The sequence below is a fragment of the Desulfoluna sp. genome (genome assembly GCF_030145185.1).
In the GTDB taxonomy this organism is placed as follows: domain Bacteria; phylum Desulfobacterota; class Desulfobacteria; order Desulfobacterales; family Desulfolunaceae; genus Desulfoluna.
Map to the genome: position 1 here is coordinate 1 of NZ_JAQYWB010000024.1, position 16,500 is coordinate 16,500.

Consider the following 16,500-nt stretch of genomic DNA (forward strand, 5'->3'; position numbering starts at 1 on the left):
ATATAACCCCCTTTAAAGTGTACGTATTATACAATGCATACACCTCAAAAAGCAAGGGAAAAAAGCTTGATTTTTCAATTGAATAACGCAAATGAGAGTGGTTTTTTGGCTTAAGGTGTGCGCTTTATCCCATTTTCAGGATACCACGACGTCATTTTTGCCCTTACCAATAGGAGTGTCACTCGGTGTTATTGGACAAAAAAAGGGGTGCCGACCTCACCGCCGGCACCCCTGATATTTTTTCAACCGCGCTATTTAATCAAACGTAACAACACCACTGAACGTGGCTTCTGTCTCCTGCAGACCATCCCCACTAGCCTTGACGGTAATCATCACATCCCCAGGGGCCTCTGGCTCAGTAATTGAATTGGTAAGCGTCACGGCGTAGGTTATAATTTCAACCTGGTCAGCTGCGTTTTTTCCATATGCACCCGCATTATCAGGTATAGTAATTTTCTTAGGATAAACGGTCACCTCTTTACCCGCGCTATCTTTTGCAGAAAACGCAATGGAGGCACCCGCAGGAAGATGGTTGAAATTGTGATCGCAAACAATCACATTGACCGATCCCGAGCCACCATTAGCAATCGTCTTATTCGTCTTGTCCCATGCGATATAAGGCTGGTCCCCTGTCAGGATAAAAGTCACATTTCCAAAAATGAGCTTATCCGCATCCCACGTTTTATTAAAACTGTCCCGTTGATTATTTTCATTGGCATCTTTAAAATACTCGCCCCAGTCCAAGGCGCCATTTCCATTGGTGTCGGTATAGGTATCACCAGCATCGAAGATTCCATTGCTATTCTTGTCATCCCAAACTTCTTCAGGATCCCATTTTCCATTCTCATTCTCGTCAAGATAGGGATCATCCTCAGTATCTACAAAAAGCTCACCCGAATCATAACTGTCGTTATGATTCGCCCCTTCTTTCTCGGTGAACCACTCTTCGCCACGGGTGTACCAAAGAACCGAAACCCGCCCGCGACTGGGGACTCCTAAGGGGTTATCACCGCTCCACCATAGATAAGCAGGTATCTCCGCCGGAATAGTCGCCTCCCAGGCACCCGCGCCTTTAAGATACCCGCCATCATGGGACCGGAGTACCGCTGTGGCAATGCCATTCTCAACCGTCACCGATTCAATGGTTGCCGCCCCGTCTTCCGCTCTAAAATGAACATTATCTTTGTGAACCAAGTCAGAATAAACACCATACCGGTCCTTAAAATAGACACTAAACTCCATTTTCTCGCCAATACGGTTTAAATAGGGATAACTCCCCTTTTCAACCCCTACACCGGTCATCCATTCGCTGGGCATCCCACCAGTCGCGCTGGTCCCACCGCCGTCATCCTTATCGCCGTCATCCTTATCGCCGGTATCCGTGCCCCCATCACCTGAATCCACTACACCACCGCTGGAGGACGGAGCATCGTCGCTCCCGCACCCGTTGACAACCAGCACCAGCCCAAGAAAAAGGACCGCAAAAAGGGTCTTCATGACAATCGGTCTTACTCCGATCAGGGTTTGTCTTTTCATATTCCGTCATCACCTTTGTCGAAATGATTAAAGGGGGTCGACCACATTACCCACAAAAAAATCCCTTGCAGGAACCTCATGCAAGGGATTTTTAATGATTGCTTAAATCTTCAATTCATCCATCTTCACCACCCGCGGCGTCAGGAAGACCAGCAGTTCCTGCTTCTCTTCAGTTCGCGTGCGGTTCTTAAAGAGCCAGCCCAACACGGGAATTTGCGAAAGCACAGGGTAGGCAGACTCGGCAAAGGTCTTATTGGACTTGATGATGCCACCGATGACGATGGTCTCGCCATCGTTCATGATGAGCTCGGTCTCCACCCCTTTGGTGGTGAGGCCCGGGATCCCGTCGGTGATGCTTCCCACATCGTTCTTATCAATCATAACCTGAAGGGCCACACGATTGTCTGCCGTCACATGGGGCGTCACCTCAAGCCTGAGCTCCACTTTTTTGAACTGAACGTCCACATCCCCGTCTTCGACCGTCTGATAGGGAATTTCAACCCCCTGCTTGATGGTGGCCTTCTTGTTGTCGAGGGTGAGAATCTTCGGAGAGGAGACGATTTTACCGGTGCCCTTGGTTTCAAGGGCTGTGAGCTTGGCGTCCAAAATCAGGGTAGAACCGGTGAGCCGGGAGAAGTTGATCCCGATACTGTTGTTGGTGTCCACGCCGTAGTCCATGGCCACACCGTACCCATAGGTGCCCCCGAGACTTTGCTTGTAATTCCCCTCACCCAACTTCGGAAAATCTTTGGTGTTGGCATTCCATGTCACTCCAAAAGCGCGGGTAAAGTTGGACGAGGCTTCTACAATTCGAGCCTCGATGATTACCTGGGGGGTGATTCGATCGATCTGGGCCACGATTTCACGTGCTTTGGCGACTTTCTCCGCAGTGTCTGTAATAATCAGCTGGTTGGTTCGGGTGTCTACACTGACACTGCCCCGGCCCTGGGTCAAAATTCGCTCAATGTGGGGCTTGATATCCGTTTCGGCATTGGAGTAGCTGATCAGGATATACTCCGTACTCGCAGGCGCGAGGGCCTTTTGGATCTCTTTGGAAAATTGCTGGGAAGCGATGTATTGAAGGCGGGCCTTCTCCTCATCCTTCAAATTCTTCAGGGTAGCGATACGGGTAATGCCGTTTTCTTTCACAGACCCCAGCAGGTTCATCTTCAGCACCAGGTCCAGAATCTGATCCCATGGAACCGGGTTCTGAAGCGTCATGGTCACCTGCCCTGTCACATCTTTATCAATGGCAAAGTTCTCCCCACTGATGGCACGGATAATACGGAACACATTCTTAATATCGGTCTCAAAAAAATCTACGGCAATTTTTTCGCCGCTGTAGCTCTTGGATTTCCCGACAGAGATAACCGGTTCCGTCGATTCCACCGCTGGGAGTAGATCAGGCTCGGCAACCACGGCGACGACACTCTCCGCCTCAGCAGCGGGGACGACCATCACCTCAGCCTCTGTGATCGCCTTCTTCCAGGTCGGAAGCTTGGCCTGGTCCTCTTTAAGAGGAGGAATGCTGGAAGGATCGATACTCACTTCGATCTGGCTGCCGCTCTGGGTCACCAGATAGGGCACCGCATCTCTGAGTTCAATAATAAAAAGGGTGTCGCCACCCAAGGTCTCGGTTTGAACCGGCAATATTCGGTTTACAGCACTGTTGAAGCGTGTGGTAATGATGGGGCGTTTCCGTGAATCAGGCAGGGTTGTTTCAGCAAGCTTGAGATAAAGGGTGGTCTCATCCTTTTTGCTGACCGTGTAAGCCACCGGCCCTGTGGTTCCGATTAAAACCGTGGAAGCACCGCTCTGGGTGCTCGTAAAATCAATCTGACTGACCGTGGCGGGTCCCACCGCTACAGGAGAGACCTCACGAGGTGCCGCGGTGACCGTCTCTTCAGATTCAACGGTTCTTTCCATCATGGACGCTTCTGCCGGGATATCCCCCAGAACACCAGCGACCTGCGGATTTGATACGGCTGAAGACAAAAAGATCACCTTCAATCCGTTGCCGCTTCGCACCACTTCATACTCCGACTCTTCTTTAAGAAGAATCTTAAGTTGTGTCGCATTGCCTTGGCTGGAAACCTTAATCGCGTCGATCACAGCATTTTCTACCGCAGGCTGAACCGCCGTTTCTTCAAAAGCCGCATCGGGAAAATGAAGAACCACTCCCGGAGGAAGAGACTGAGGTATCGAGGCATAGGTGAGCATGGCACTGCCCTGAATGGAGACAATTACCTCACCGGACTCCACACGGGTTGTCACATCCGTAATGACCCGTTCAGCCATGACAGAAGGCGATGGCGAGTCGACCACAGGCTTGACGATGCCCTGGTCGGATGCACACCCTGCCGTCAACGCCGCAAGAGAAAAAAAGAGCACGACTGCAGCTGCCTGCCTGCGCAACATTAAGGTCTTGTCAAACATATTATTCTTCTCCAAGAGGTTTCTGAAGTTTAAGTTCCCGTGTCCGAACCACTATTTTTCCAAGGAAATTTTCAACTTCCTCTTCAATCACCAACCGATCCCTTGCGATTTCCACAACCTGTCCCGAGTTGACTCCCATATAGGTCCCTTTACGAACCACATAGCCCTTGCCGCCGGTCTCTTGGACCATCGCCATGCTTCGGCCGGACATGCTGACAATCCCCACAAGCTTGAGCTGACCAATATCCAGCTTTTCAAGGGGGGTTAATCGGGAAATCCTGCTCTGCCGCACTGTCGGCCGAGAATCACCGGTCACAACGGAGGTACCGCCTCTACCCTTGGCATACAGAGGTTCAAAGGGGTCTACCCGCCCGGCAGGGTCATAGCTGCTTTTCCCATAAAGCATCTCATCAGAGGCCTTTTCAGAGAGCACTTCAGGCTGTGCTGCCTCCGGTTCCCCGAGCGGCACCTCACCGACAGCGGGAATCACAATGGGTGTCGGCCCGACCAGGTCGGGCTGAGGCTTCGCATCTTCGGCCTCTGTCTCTTTCTTGGACACCTTAAAGGTCTTCACAGGATCCTGGGACCGGGTGGCCTCATCGGCCGTGTCACATCCCGAAAAGAATGGCCCTGCAAGAAAGGCTATCGTCACTATCGATGTAATGATCTTTTTTGACATGGCTCTCGATCTTTTGTTTTATTATTTCTTGGCTTTTTTACCCGACGGGGCCGCTTTCTTCTCGATAAATTTGTAGGTTACAGCCGTACACTTGGCTGTAATCTTGCCCTCTTTATATCCACCTATTTTAATATCCCGTATATTCACAATACGATTTAAACCGGTCACTTTATCAAAAAACATCACCGTATTATGAAAATTGCCTTTCATTTCAAGTCTGACGGGAATTTCCCCATAAAATTCTTTATTGACCTCTTTCTGGGGCTGAAACAAAATAAACTCCAAACCTGTGTCCTGCCCGGATTGCGAGATGCTCGTCAGAAGGGAAGGAATCTCTTTCTTTTCGGGAAGAGCTCGCATCACTTTCCTGAACTCCGCCTCCTTCATCTTCCACTCCCGCTGCAAGGCGGCAAGTCGACCTGCTTTCTTCCTCGCAATATCCAATTGAGTCCCCAAGGATTGGAGTGTCTGCTTCTGCTGATTGATTTCTTCGTATTTAGGCAGGATGGAAAAGTAGAAGACAGACCCGATCAGAGCAATGCAGGTGATCACACAAATCGCGATTCTCTGTATCTTGTCAAGTTCTTCAACCCTTTTGAACAAGGGGTCCATCGATTGAAACACTGAGGACTTGTTCATCATTTTACCTTCATACCGGTTGCGTTGGTGGATTTTTGTTTCAACTTGGCCCGGGTACACACGATCTCAAAGTTCTTCATGGGCACGTTCTTCTCCGAGGCTCCCCGCTTCAAAAACCGCAGACTGGCACTGGAAAAATACTCCGACATTTCAAGCTTCCGTGTAAAATCAGCCACGGTAATCTCATCCAGAGCCGCCCCCTTAAGGGTCACATTGTTCCCCACTTCATCGTAATTCCGAATCCACATACGGTCCGGAATCACCAGCTCTGTCATGGCCCCAAGGACCCTGACGGGCGTTTTGCGAACCACTTGGAGGGTTTCAATGATATCGATTTTCTTCTGAAGCATCTTATTCTTCTTGTTGATGGCGTCCACCTCTTTGGCCTTCTTCTTGAACTTGTTCAGTTCGGCCTGGGTGTCACTAACCTTCTGCCTGTACTCATCAACCTTGGCACTCACGCTCAGAGAGAACCCGCCCATTCCCACAACAATTAAAAGGATCAGAAGAAGAAAGATCGTCACTTGACGTCGGACATTCTCTTTCGTTCGAGCATCTCGAAAAGGGAGTAAGTTGATTCGTATCATTTGTCGTTCACTTTCCTTATCGCAAGCCCCATGCAAATGGCGGCCTGAGGAGCCATCTGCTTGAGATAGTCATCGTCAATGCGACCATCCCCTAAATCCATAGCCTTAAAGGGATCGATGGTCTCAACCTCTGTGGACGTTCTTAATGCCAGCATCTTCTTAAAATCGGTGATATTACCCCCACCGCCACTGATGAGAATTTTCTGAATTCTCTCTTCAGGATAGGTGGAATAAAAAAAGTCGAGCGCGCGGCTGATCTCCGTACACCAGTCTGCAATCACAGCCGTCTCTATATCTTTGAGTTCATCGTTAGAGATACGCTCTCCGTTGTTGTTGAGCTTGATCTCTTCGGCCTCATCTGCCGAACAATCCAGCAGGGTAGAGATTTTCTGGTTTATCTGGCCGCATCCAAGGGAGACATCTCTCATGAACAACGACGCCCGCCCCCGGAGAATATTGAGTGATGTTTTGCTGGCCCCCACATCAATAAGCGCCACAAACTCCTCGCCCGTGGTTTCAGGACCCATATATCCGAGTTCATAGATATTCTGAAGGGCGAAGGCGTCCACATCCACAATACAGGAGGCAAGACCCGCCATTTCCAAAACATTGACATAATCAGCAATCATCTCCTTTTTGGCGGCCACGAGAAGCACACTCATCTGATTCGGGTTGTGCTCACTTTCACCCAGAATCTGAAAATCGAGATTCACGTCACTGATATCAAAAGGGATATACTGCTCGGCTTCAAAATGGATGGTGGACTGCAGGGCCTCTTCCGTCATGGACTGCACGTTAATTTTTTTTACAACAACGGAATAGCCCCCAATGGAAATGGCGGCGTTGGGGGTTTTGATATTATGAGCACGGAGGGCTTCACGGATGGTTTCAGCCACTTCTTCAGGGTCTCGTATCACCCCTTCTTCAATGGCACCATAGGGCATGTCGTAAAGGCCAAAGCGTTTCAGCGCATACCCGTTTTTCGTCTCCGTCACCTCAGCAACCTTGATGGTGCTGGAACCGATATCAAGTCCGATGAGCTGATCTTTCTTGCCAAATATCATAAGTACATCCTTACAGGAATGGGATTGATGGACTTAATGCATAATGTATTGAACCCCGCAGGGCACATCATATTCCATGAGAAGACCACGCCGACTAACAGCACTCTTTTATTCTCAAATTTTCGCAAATAATTCAAGATAAACAAAGCCCCCCTTCGAAGCGAATCACTGTTGATGGCTTTGTTTAATTTCAGTTACATATATTCAAGTATTGCTACTATGAAGTCAAGAGAAATATATAACCCGCTCGGATGACTAACATATCTTGTACCCCCGCGGTAAAGGTTCTCAAGATATTGTATTCATGAACAGTCTTTTTTTCTTTCTCAGGTTGCCAGACCCTCAATAGAGACAAAAAAAGGGGGCGTTCTTGTCGACTCTTGATGAGCAACACGACGGACATATATACAAGCGGTAAAGGGGAAACATGCACGAAAAACAGCGATTCATCCCGCTGAAAGCGAGGCTCAATTTTACAGGACACTCCTCTCGGGGGGATAGAGAGATCAAGCCTGAATGGAGAATAAAAAATAATATGTCTTAACAGGTTAGCCGTGGATCCATGAGTCTGTCAAGACTTTTTGGGATCAGGCAAAATGAATCATGAAATTCAGGAAAAGGGCCGGAAAGATCCATGATATCTCAAAAAACCAACAGATATCAACCATGCGCACCCACACGAAACATGCGATGACCTTCCCTCGGAAGCGTCATCGCACGAAGCGAAGACCGGCCCTTACAACCCTGCGACTTTATCTGCTGCCAGTTTTTTATACACAGAGGCCGAGTCGCTCTCCGCAAGATCACGGTACAACACCTCAGCGCCCGGAGTATCACCCTGGGACTCTTTGATGCGGGCAAGAAGAAAGGTCGCCTCTTCACGCTTCACAGACAACGCGCTCTTTCGAATTTTTTCATACAAAGGGACGGCCTCGGCCAATTTCCCCTGCTGCTCCAGAGCTTGGCCCTGACCGCACCAGGCAATATTAAGCAGGGAGCTGCCCGAACGGAAGGAACCGGCGGCCGTTCCATACCAGCCAGAGGCCAATTCAAAATCACCGTTTTCATAGGCAAGACCACCATACCAGAGAAGCGCGGCGGCGTAAGAGGAAGCCCCTCTCTTCAAGGTTCTAAGGACATCCGGAGCCTCGCCCAACCATCGAGCTCTCGCCATCTCACGCCCCTCGCTGGCTTCAAGGGCCTGGAAATCTGATTTCAAAGCCTGAAACGCCAGAGAAGCTTCTCCAGAAGCTCTCTGGTTAGACAGACCCACTCCGGAAACAATCGCCAGCAGAAGAACGACCCCGGCAACGCCTAAGCTCACCTGGGTCCGGTTTGCTTTGGCAAAAGCCACCGTTTTCTCGAAAAATACAACAAAGCGATCTTTCTCTGTCACCGCCTGCGGACTCTCTTTCTGCATCTCACACCATCCTTTCCGTATCCTATTGAAACCCCATCCCCTTATGCCTGCGGCAGCGCCTCCTGGATGCGAGCCCACCCCTCCTCAGGGATATCAGCCCCTGTCACACGGCACACCTCGTACCCACACGCCGACGCAATCCGTCCGCATATATCAACCGAATAGCCCATCACCAGACCGTAAAGGAAGCCTGCGGCCCAAAGGTCACCAGCGCCGGTGGTATCCACAATATCCACGCCCACGACGGGGGCAATCTCCGTCACCACACCGCCAACGGCAATGCGGCTCCCACGGGCCCCGAGCTTCAGCACCGCGACATCGGCACATTGGCTCATGGCAGAAAGGGCCGTCGCCTCATCCGCCGTCCCGGTAAACGCCCTGGCCTCATCCTCATTGGCAATCAAAATATCGACGGAAGGGATCACCTCAGCCTTGATAAAATCCAAGGCCTCTTCAACCACCGTAAAGCTTGCCAGATCCATGGCAACAGCGGCCCCGGCATCCTTCGCAGCGCGAAGGGTTTTCCGCATCAGGTCCTGATTAAAAACCAGGTATCCCTCGATAAGAACAATCGCGGCATCTTTGAATTTTTCTGGGGTAATCTCATCCGGAATGAGCTCAGAGGCCGCTCCCAGATAGGTAAACATGGAACGCTGGGCGTCCGGGGTGATGATGGACAGAACACGCCCCGTCGACGTATCAGAGGTCACAAGATTCGGCGTCACGCCGTTCTTTTCCAGATCTTTTTCAAAGCTGTCCCCGTAGCTGTCCCGGCCGCGTTTCCCCACAAAGGTGGCCCTGCCGTTGAGGCGCCCCACCCCGACGATCGTATTGCACGCGGCCCCACCGGGTACCACCGTCACCTCCGAGGTGACCTTATCGAGCACCCCGTCAGCAAAAGAAGCGTCAACGAGGGTCATCCCCCCTTTGACATCGCTGATCCCTTTCAGAAACGCGTCGTCCTCAAACACCAGGAGATCCATCAACGCCGACCCCACCCCGACAATGCCTCTCTTGTCGCTGCTCAACTTATCATACATCATCAACCACTCCTGCGAACCCACCGAATTCTATGGACGGGGGCCATTTGAAAAAAGGTGCGACCTACCACACCAGAAATTTATAAATCCACCCCTTGTCACCGTCCGCGTGCTGAACCTGAATCCAGTTTCCTTTTCGGGTCAACACCTTGAAAGGAACGCCGCTGTCCACCACAAAGGCCAGGGGCTTCTTGGCACCCGGCCCTTTTCTTACATTGCATCTCTGTTTTTTGGTGATGACAGTCTGGGTTTTCTTGACCAGTTTTTTAAAAATCCAGCCGGTGTCGTTCTCAAAATCCTTGACATAATACCAGGATCCGGCTTGATCTAAAATGAGAAGCGGGTAGTGCTTTTCCACCCCTTTCCAGACAATTTCATACTTGGTTCCGGGGCCGGTCCGCACATTCGCGGATTCGACACTGACACTGACCCGCTGCCCAGCCAGACAAAACTGGGGCAACGCCAACAGCACAGCAGCCACCAAAGGAATAAACGCACGAATTTTCATGCCTCTCTCCATCTCTGAGGTTTGAAATATTCATCAAAAATCACAGCCTGACGCGTCTCACACCCCGTCCTGTTCAACGAATCGGCTCCACCATTATTTTCTGCGCCATCCCTCGCCCCAGGATGTACCGTTTATTCTCAACGGCAATGACAAACTGGCCCCGTCCCTGGCAGGTGATGACTTCAATCACATCACCTCGCCGAAGGCCCATGGAGAGCAAGCGCCCTTCAAGGTTTTCACCACACAGATACTCACGAATCATCAATTTTTCGCCAGGCTTGGCCAACATAAGCGGCATCAGGGCCACCCTTTTTTTCAGGCAGGCGGAGCAGATGCCATAGATGTCCATGCGATGCTGCAGCATATGAAACCCATGTCGAGAGGCGATCCCCTCCTGCAAGCGCTCCAGCTCGGGCTCGGAGAACTCCGTGATGTCACCACACCGGGTACAGATCATGTGATCATGATGATGTCCCAGGTGCCGATGCTCATACAGAACAGGCCCGTTATCGAACAGGTGTTCCTGGGCAAAGCCATAATGACACATCAACTCAAGGGTCTCCTTGAGGAAATCCCTGTCCACCGTGTGTCCCTCGTCACCAAGAAGGCGATGCAGGTCATCGGCGGTGATGTGTTTTTCTGTTTTTAAAAAGGTTTCGAGAACAATGAACCGTTCATCAATATTATCAATTCCCTCGCCTTTAAAAAGCGAGATAAACTGCTGTTTTTCAAGATCATGGATCTGTATTGTCATTATCTATGCCTCCGCCACGGAGGATAGTACAGTGCCTGGGAGATGTCAACCGGCCGAGACACGCGATCCGCGCTGTTTTCAACGGCCTCCCTCCGGCACGTCCGGTCCGTGGCTTGTGGGTTAAAAAAAAGGCCCGCCCTCCATCCCATGGAGAGCGAGCCTTTATAAACCCTGCCAACACGCCACACCAGGAGGAAACGTCCCCCCTCACCGCCCCATCAAAGACGAAAGGCATGGCGTGTTTCGATCCCTTACAGCGCCTTTGCCATCAAATCGCCCACGCGCTGGGAAAAGAGGGCCGGATCTTCGACACGTCCCCCCTCGCTGATGATGGCCAGATCATAAAGAAGCCGGGCATGATCGGGCAGCACGGGATTGCCCGCATCTTTTTCAAAAAGGCTCTTCACCGCCTCAACGAGGGGATGGTCGCCGTTGAGTTCCAAGACCCGCTTCTGCTTGGGCATCTCCTGGCCGGAAGCCTTCATGATTTTTTCCATGTAAGCGCTCATGCCCAGGGCGTCCCCGGAGAGACAGGAGACAGAATCTTTAAGGCGACTGGAGAGTTTCACCTCTTTGATCTCCTCATCCAACTGTTTCGTCAGGTACTCCATGAAATTCTTGAACGCGTCTTTTTTGTCGTCGCCCACCTCGGTCAGGTCAAGATCCCCCATTTCGGCACTTTTCAGCTTCTTGCCATCAAATTCGGGAAGAGACTGCACCACCCATTCGTCCACGGGGTCACTCATAAGCAGCACTTCATAGTCCTTGGCCTTCAAGGCCTCAAGGTGGGGGCTGCCGGCAAGAGAGGCGAGATTTTCACCGGTGATGTAATAAATAAACTCCTGATCCTCTTTCATGTTGGCCACGTACTCATCAAAAGAGACGTAGGCCCCTTCAGACTTCGTGGTCTTGTATCGGATCAGCTTGGAGATCTTCTCACGGTTGTCATGATCCATGGGGATACCGGACTTAATCGCGGCCCCGAACTCGTCAAAGAAACCGTCGTAGGTCTCTTTTTCCATCTTGGAAAAAAGCTCGAGGACCTTCTTCACGAGATTTTTACGAATATTTCGAACCAGACGGTCCTGCTGGAGGATCTCCCGGCTCACGTTAAGATTCAGGTCGGAGGCGTCCACCACCCCTTTGATAAACCCTAAGTATTCAGGCATCAGCTCCGTGCAGTCATCCATGATGAACACACGCTTGCAATACAGATGAATGCCCGTCTTCTTCTCGCTGTAGTACATGTCCATGGGTGCCTTGGCGGGCACGTAGAGAAGGGCGTCGTACTCGGTCGTCCCCTCAAACTTCATGTGGATCTTATCCAGAGGCGCGTTCCAATCGTGGCTGATATGCCGATAGAACTCGTCATACTCCTCGTCGGTTACCTCGCTCTTGGACTGAGTCCAGATCGCCTTCATGGAGTTCAGGGTCTCATCCGCCCGGACCTTCTTGGTGGTCTCGCCAATGGGCTTGCCCTCACCATCCTTGATAATCTCTTCGTCGGGAAGGGGCTCTGTCTTTTCGACGTCCATGATCACCGGGTACGCCACGAAATCAGAGTGCTGCTTCACCACACGCTTAATGGCCCACTCCTCGGTGAAATCTTCCTCAAGCCCCTCTTCCTTGAGATACAGGGTGATGGTGGTCCCGTGCTCTTTTTTAGAACAGGTTTCAATGGTATACGCGCCCAGACCATCGGACTCCCAACGCACGGCCTCGCCCTCACCCGCCTTGCGGGTTTCCACAACCACCTTGTCAGCCACAATAAAAGCGCTGTAAAAGCCCACCCCAAACTGACCGATCAGTTCCGGAGCGATCACGTCGGTTTTCTTGGACTCTTCCATGGCCTTCATAAAAGCAGCGGTCCCGCTCTTGGCGATGGTACCGAGGTTTGCCACCACCTCATCACGGGTCATGCCGATGCCATTGTCAGAGACAACGAGAACCTTCTTCTCACTGTCAGGGGCGATACGAATATGGAGGTCGCCCTCCCCTTCCAACAGCTCCGTGTGGGTCTGCGCTTCAAAACGGAGTTTGTCGATGGCATCCGACGCGTTGGAAATCAGCTCCCGGAGAAAAATCTCCTGATTGGAATAAAGGGAGTTAACGATCAGATTCATCAGTTGCTGAACTTCCGTCTCAAACTGACGCGTCTCTTTGCTCATGGTCTCTCCTCACATCTGTGTGTATTCATATAATTACCCTGGACCCGCAATAAAATACCCGCCGTTGACGGCGGACACGCCCTGCAGAGACCCAATATGTCCCCTCCACCTTCGGCAGAGATATAATCCACATAAAAATTTAGGCAGAATTGCGTGATGTCAAGCGACCCTGCCAAAAAAAATATCGGACCCGCCATCCCCTTGAAAGGACTTGCACCACCCCACGATTCTAAGATAATGTGGCGTAATCATTCGAACCGACGCCTGAACTTCCCATACAAACCGACCCGAGTCCGTTGATTTTGTTGGGGGTTCCAAAAGAAATAGAGAGGCCTGAACAGGCATACCGGGTATGCCGCCATGGCCTTTTTCATCCATTTTCTCTGCGCCGCGTTCACAACGACGACCGAAGCAACGCTTTTTTTTATTTTACGGGACGGCGTTCTTCCTCACCCGATCGGATACAACTATGAATGACTACGGCATGGATTACGAAGGCATGATTTTTCGCCCCCCTTCGGAGGCGTACAGCATCCTGCTTCAGGTGACGGTGGGCTGTTCCCACAATAAATGCACCTTCTGCGAGATGTACAAAGAAAAAAAAATCTTCAAAATCAAAAGCGACGAGCAGGTCATGAAGGACCTCGCCTTTGCGGCAAGGCACCATCGCCACACCCGGCGCCTCTTCCTCTGTGACGGCGACGCCCTCATTCTGCCCCAGAAACGCCTGGTGAAGATTCTCAATGAAATCAAGAAGCAGCTCCCCTGGGTGGATCGTGTGGGCACCTACGCCAACACAAAAAGTATCGCAAAAAAAAGCGTGGAGGAGCTCAAGGAGTTGAAAAGCCTGGGGCTGTCCATCGCCTACATGGGCCTTGAGACCGGGGACGACACCACCCTTGCCGCCATCAAAAAAGGGGCGGATGCCGACCGCATGATCGACATGGGCAAAAAAATCCGTTCGGCCGGTATTCACCTCTCCGTCACTGTCCTTCTGGGCATCGCCGGACGTGAGCGGACCATGATCCATGCCCGGGAAACCGGGCGGGTTCTCTCGGCCATTGATCCCGAGTACGTGGGCGCCTTAAGCCTCATGCTCACCCCGGGCACGCCCCTGTACGAGGATCATCTCGCCGGAAAATTTCCGGTGCTGGAACCCGACGAGCTGCTTCGTGAGCTGGGCGCCATGATCGCGGCCACCCACATGACCAACGGCCTCTTTCACTCAAACCACGCCTCCAACTACCTTCCCATACGGGCCAAACTGCCTGAGGAGAAGGAAGAGACGCTTGCGTTGATCAACCGCGCCCTGGACGGAAAGGTGGCCTTAAAGCCAGAGCACTTGCGCGCTCTCTAATCCATTGATTTGGTTTGACAAAGGCCGGGAACCCCTGTACAGACTGTGGGTCATCCAAGAATCCGAGCGAACCAGGCCTGCCGGAAAACCGGTGCACGGTGGATGAGGTATCCCTCCAAACGGGAGATCTCGGTTCAATGTTTCTGCGTATTTTTACCGGGCATTGCATCCAGAGGACACTCTCCCAAAGAGCGTACCTCCGTCTCCAGGCCATGATAAATGATCTATTCGTAAAACAGTAAGGAGACAGTACGCCATGAGCGACAGCCAGCTCACCCTTGACGATCTTTGCATCAACACCCTTCGCACCCTGGCCATGGATGCGGTTCAACAGGCCAACTCCGGTCATCCAGGTGCTCCCATGGGGCTGGCACCGGCCGCCTATGTGCTCTGGACCAAACACCTCACGCACAACCCCAAAAACTCTGCATGGCCTGATCGCGACCGCTTTGTCCTCTCCGGTGGGCACGGCTCGGCCCTGCTGTACAGCCTGCTCCACCTCACGGGATACGGCCTCAGCCTGGATGACCTCAAAGCCTTCCGCCAGTGGAACAGCAAGACCCCCGGACACCCCGAATACGGCCACACCAACGGCGTGGAGATCACCACTGGACCCTTGGGCCAGGGCATCGCCAATGCCGTGGGCATGGCCATGACCGAACGCCACCTCGCCGCCACCTACAACACCTCTGAGCATACCATTGTGGATCACCGCACCTACGTGATGTGCGGGGACGGGGACCTCATGGAAGGCGTGGCCCTCGAAGCCATCTCCATGGCTGGCCACCTGGGCCTTGGCAAACTCATCTGCCTCTATGACGACAACCAGATCACCATCGAAGGCGGCACAGAGATTGCCTTTACGGAAGATGTGGCGGCCCGTTTCGAAGCCTGTGGCTGGAACGCTATCCGCGTGGAAGACGGCAACAACCACGAAGCCATCGATGCGGCCCTGACCGAAGCCAAGAGCCAGGATGAAAAACCCACCGTCCTGCTGATGCGCACCACCATCGCCTACGGCAGCCCCAACAAAGGCGGCACATCCGGTGCCCACGGTTCTCCTCTGGGAGACGAGGAGATCCTCCTCACCAAGAAAAACCTCGGCTGGCCTTACACCGAGCCCTTCTTCGTCCCGGAAGCCGCCCAAGAGGTCTTTTCCGGCTGCAGCGCCAAAGGGGAAGAGGCAGAAAACGAATGGCAGGCCCGCTTCAACGCCTACGCCAAAGCCCACCCCAAACGCACGAACCAGTGGGTGGACGGTGTCAGCGGATTTCTCACCTTCGGCTGGGATAAAGAGATCCCCACCTTCACCCCCGAAGATGGCAAAATCGCCACCCGCTCCGCTTCAGGCAAGGTCATCAACGCCATCGCCCCCAACCTGCCGGGCCTCATCGGTGGCTCTGCCGACCTGGCACCTTCCAACAACACTTACATGAACTGCAGCCACGCCCTCCAGAAAGGCTCCTTCGATGGCCGAAACATCCGATTCGGCGTGCGTGAGCATGCCATGGGTGCGGTCATGAACGGCATGTTCGTCCACGGCGGCGTCCGCCCCTTCGGCGGGACCTTCCTCGTCTTTGCCGATTACATGCGCCCCGCCATCCGCGTGGCCAGCCTCATGAAGCTGCCCATTATCTATGTCTTCACCCACGACAGCATCGCCGTAGGCGAAGATGGCCCCACCCACCAGCCCGTGGAACACGTGGCGGCCTTAAGGGCCATCCCCGGCCTCACCGTCCTGCGCCCTGGCTGCGCCTCCGAGACCGCCGACGCCTGGCGCCTGGCCCTTAAAATCACCGACGGCCCCACGGCCCTCATCCTCTCCCGCCAGGCCCTGCCCGTCTCCGACCGCAGCCAGTCAGAAGGCTCGGTACCCAGCGGCGCCTACATCCTGAAGGACACCGAGGGCACCCCCGACGCCATCCTCATCGCCTCCGGTTCCGAGGTCCACATCTCAGTCGAGGCCGCAGAAAAGCTGGCTGAAAAAGGCGTAAAAGCCCGTGTGGTGAGCATGCCCAGCTGGGAGCTCTTCGAGATGAACCAGCAGAATTACAAAGACTGGGTCCTCCTGCCCGAGGTGAAAAACCGCGTGGCCATCGAAGCCGGCATCTCCATGGGCTGGGATAAATACGTCGGCGATAAAGGCACCATCATCGCCATGGACCGCTTCGGCGCCTCCGCCCCCGGTGGCACCCTCCTGAAAGAGTTCGGGTTTACCGCCGACAACATCGTCGAGAAAACCCTGGCACTGATCGAGAAGAACAAAGCATAAAAAACGCTCGCACCAGGCGCCCTGTGCCTGGTGCGGCCGT

13 protein-coding genes are annotated in these 16,500 nt (G+C 52.8%); 2 read left to right on the forward strand and 11 right to left on the reverse strand.

What is annotated here, in order from left to right:
• Positions 1 to 255: 255 nt before the first annotated feature.
• From Q1Q75_RS09530 to htpG, 11 genes are all read right to left on the reverse strand, one after another.
• A complete protein-coding gene (locus tag Q1Q75_RS09530) occupies positions 256 to 1,536 on the reverse strand; it encodes a hypothetical protein (protein ID WP_300669775.1) in 1,281 nt (426 codons plus the stop codon).
• A 102-nt stretch (positions 1,537 to 1,638) separates the two neighbouring features.
• Positions 1,639 to 3,972, reverse strand: coding sequence for a type IV pilus secretin PilQ (pilQ, locus tag Q1Q75_RS09535; RefSeq protein ID WP_300669777.1), 2,334 nt, complete (start codon positions 3,970 to 3,972; stop codon positions 1,639 to 1,641).
• Position 3,973: 1 nt separating this feature from the next.
• Entirely contained in the window at positions 3,974 to 4,651 is a 678-nt protein-coding gene (locus tag Q1Q75_RS09540) for a pilus assembly protein PilP (protein WP_300669779.1), read from the reverse strand.
• A 21-nt stretch (positions 4,652 to 4,672) separates the two neighbouring features.
• Entirely contained in the window at positions 4,673 to 5,293 is a 621-nt protein-coding gene (locus Q1Q75_RS09545; protein WP_300669781.1) for a type 4a pilus biogenesis protein PilO, read from the reverse strand.
• On the reverse strand, positions 5,290 to 5,877 hold the full coding sequence (locus Q1Q75_RS09550; RefSeq protein WP_300669783.1) for a PilN domain-containing protein: 588 nt from the start codon (positions 5,875 to 5,877) through the stop codon (positions 5,290 to 5,292). The genes Q1Q75_RS09545 and Q1Q75_RS09550 overlap by 4 nt, the downstream gene beginning before the upstream one ends.
• Entirely contained in the window at positions 5,874 to 6,941 is a 1,068-nt protein-coding gene (gene pilM / locus Q1Q75_RS09555; protein WP_300669785.1) for a type IV pilus biogenesis protein PilM, read from the reverse strand. Before pilM ends, Q1Q75_RS09550 begins: the two co-directional genes overlap by 4 nt.
• 736 nt (positions 6,942 to 7,677) lie before the next feature.
• Positions 7,678 to 8,361 (reverse strand): tetratricopeptide repeat protein, encoded by a 684-nt coding sequence (locus Q1Q75_RS09560; protein WP_300669787.1) that lies wholly within the window; start codon positions 8,359 to 8,361, stop codon positions 7,678 to 7,680.
• A gap of 41 nt (positions 8,362 to 8,402) precedes the next feature.
• On the reverse strand, positions 8,403 to 9,404 hold the full coding sequence (locus Q1Q75_RS09565; RefSeq protein WP_300669789.1) for an adenosine kinase: 1,002 nt from the start codon (positions 9,402 to 9,404) through the stop codon (positions 8,403 to 8,405).
• A gap of 61 nt (positions 9,405 to 9,465) precedes the next feature.
• Positions 9,466 to 9,909 carry an SH3 domain-containing protein gene (locus Q1Q75_RS09570; protein ID WP_300669791.1) on the reverse strand — a complete coding sequence of 148 codons (444 nt, stop codon included), beginning with the start codon at positions 9,907 to 9,909 and terminating at the stop codon, positions 9,466 to 9,468.
• Positions 9,910 to 9,982: 73 nt separating this feature from the next.
• Positions 9,983 to 10,663 carry a transcriptional repressor gene (locus Q1Q75_RS09575; protein ID WP_300669793.1) on the reverse strand — a complete coding sequence of 227 codons (681 nt, stop codon included), beginning with the start codon at positions 10,661 to 10,663 and terminating at the stop codon, positions 9,983 to 9,985.
• 251 nt (positions 10,664 to 10,914) lie between these two features.
• Positions 10,915 to 12,831: a molecular chaperone HtpG gene (gene htpG, locus Q1Q75_RS09580; RefSeq protein ID WP_300669795.1), complete on the reverse strand. Its 1,917-nt coding sequence runs from the start codon at positions 12,829 to 12,831 to the stop codon at positions 10,915 to 10,917.
• Between the two features lie 484 nt (positions 12,832 to 13,315).
• Between htpG and Q1Q75_RS09585 the strand changes: the two genes are divergently transcribed.
• Both Q1Q75_RS09585 and tkt read left to right on the forward strand, forming a co-directional pair.
• Positions 13,316 to 14,188, forward strand: a complete 873-nt coding sequence (locus Q1Q75_RS09585) for a radical SAM protein (protein WP_300669899.1) — start codon at positions 13,316 to 13,318, stop codon at positions 14,186 to 14,188.
• Between the two features lie 256 nt (positions 14,189 to 14,444).
• A complete protein-coding gene (gene tkt / locus Q1Q75_RS09590) occupies positions 14,445 to 16,460 on the forward strand; it encodes a transketolase (protein ID WP_300669797.1) in 2,016 nt (671 codons plus the stop codon).
• Positions 16,461 to 16,500: the final 40 nt, after the last annotated feature.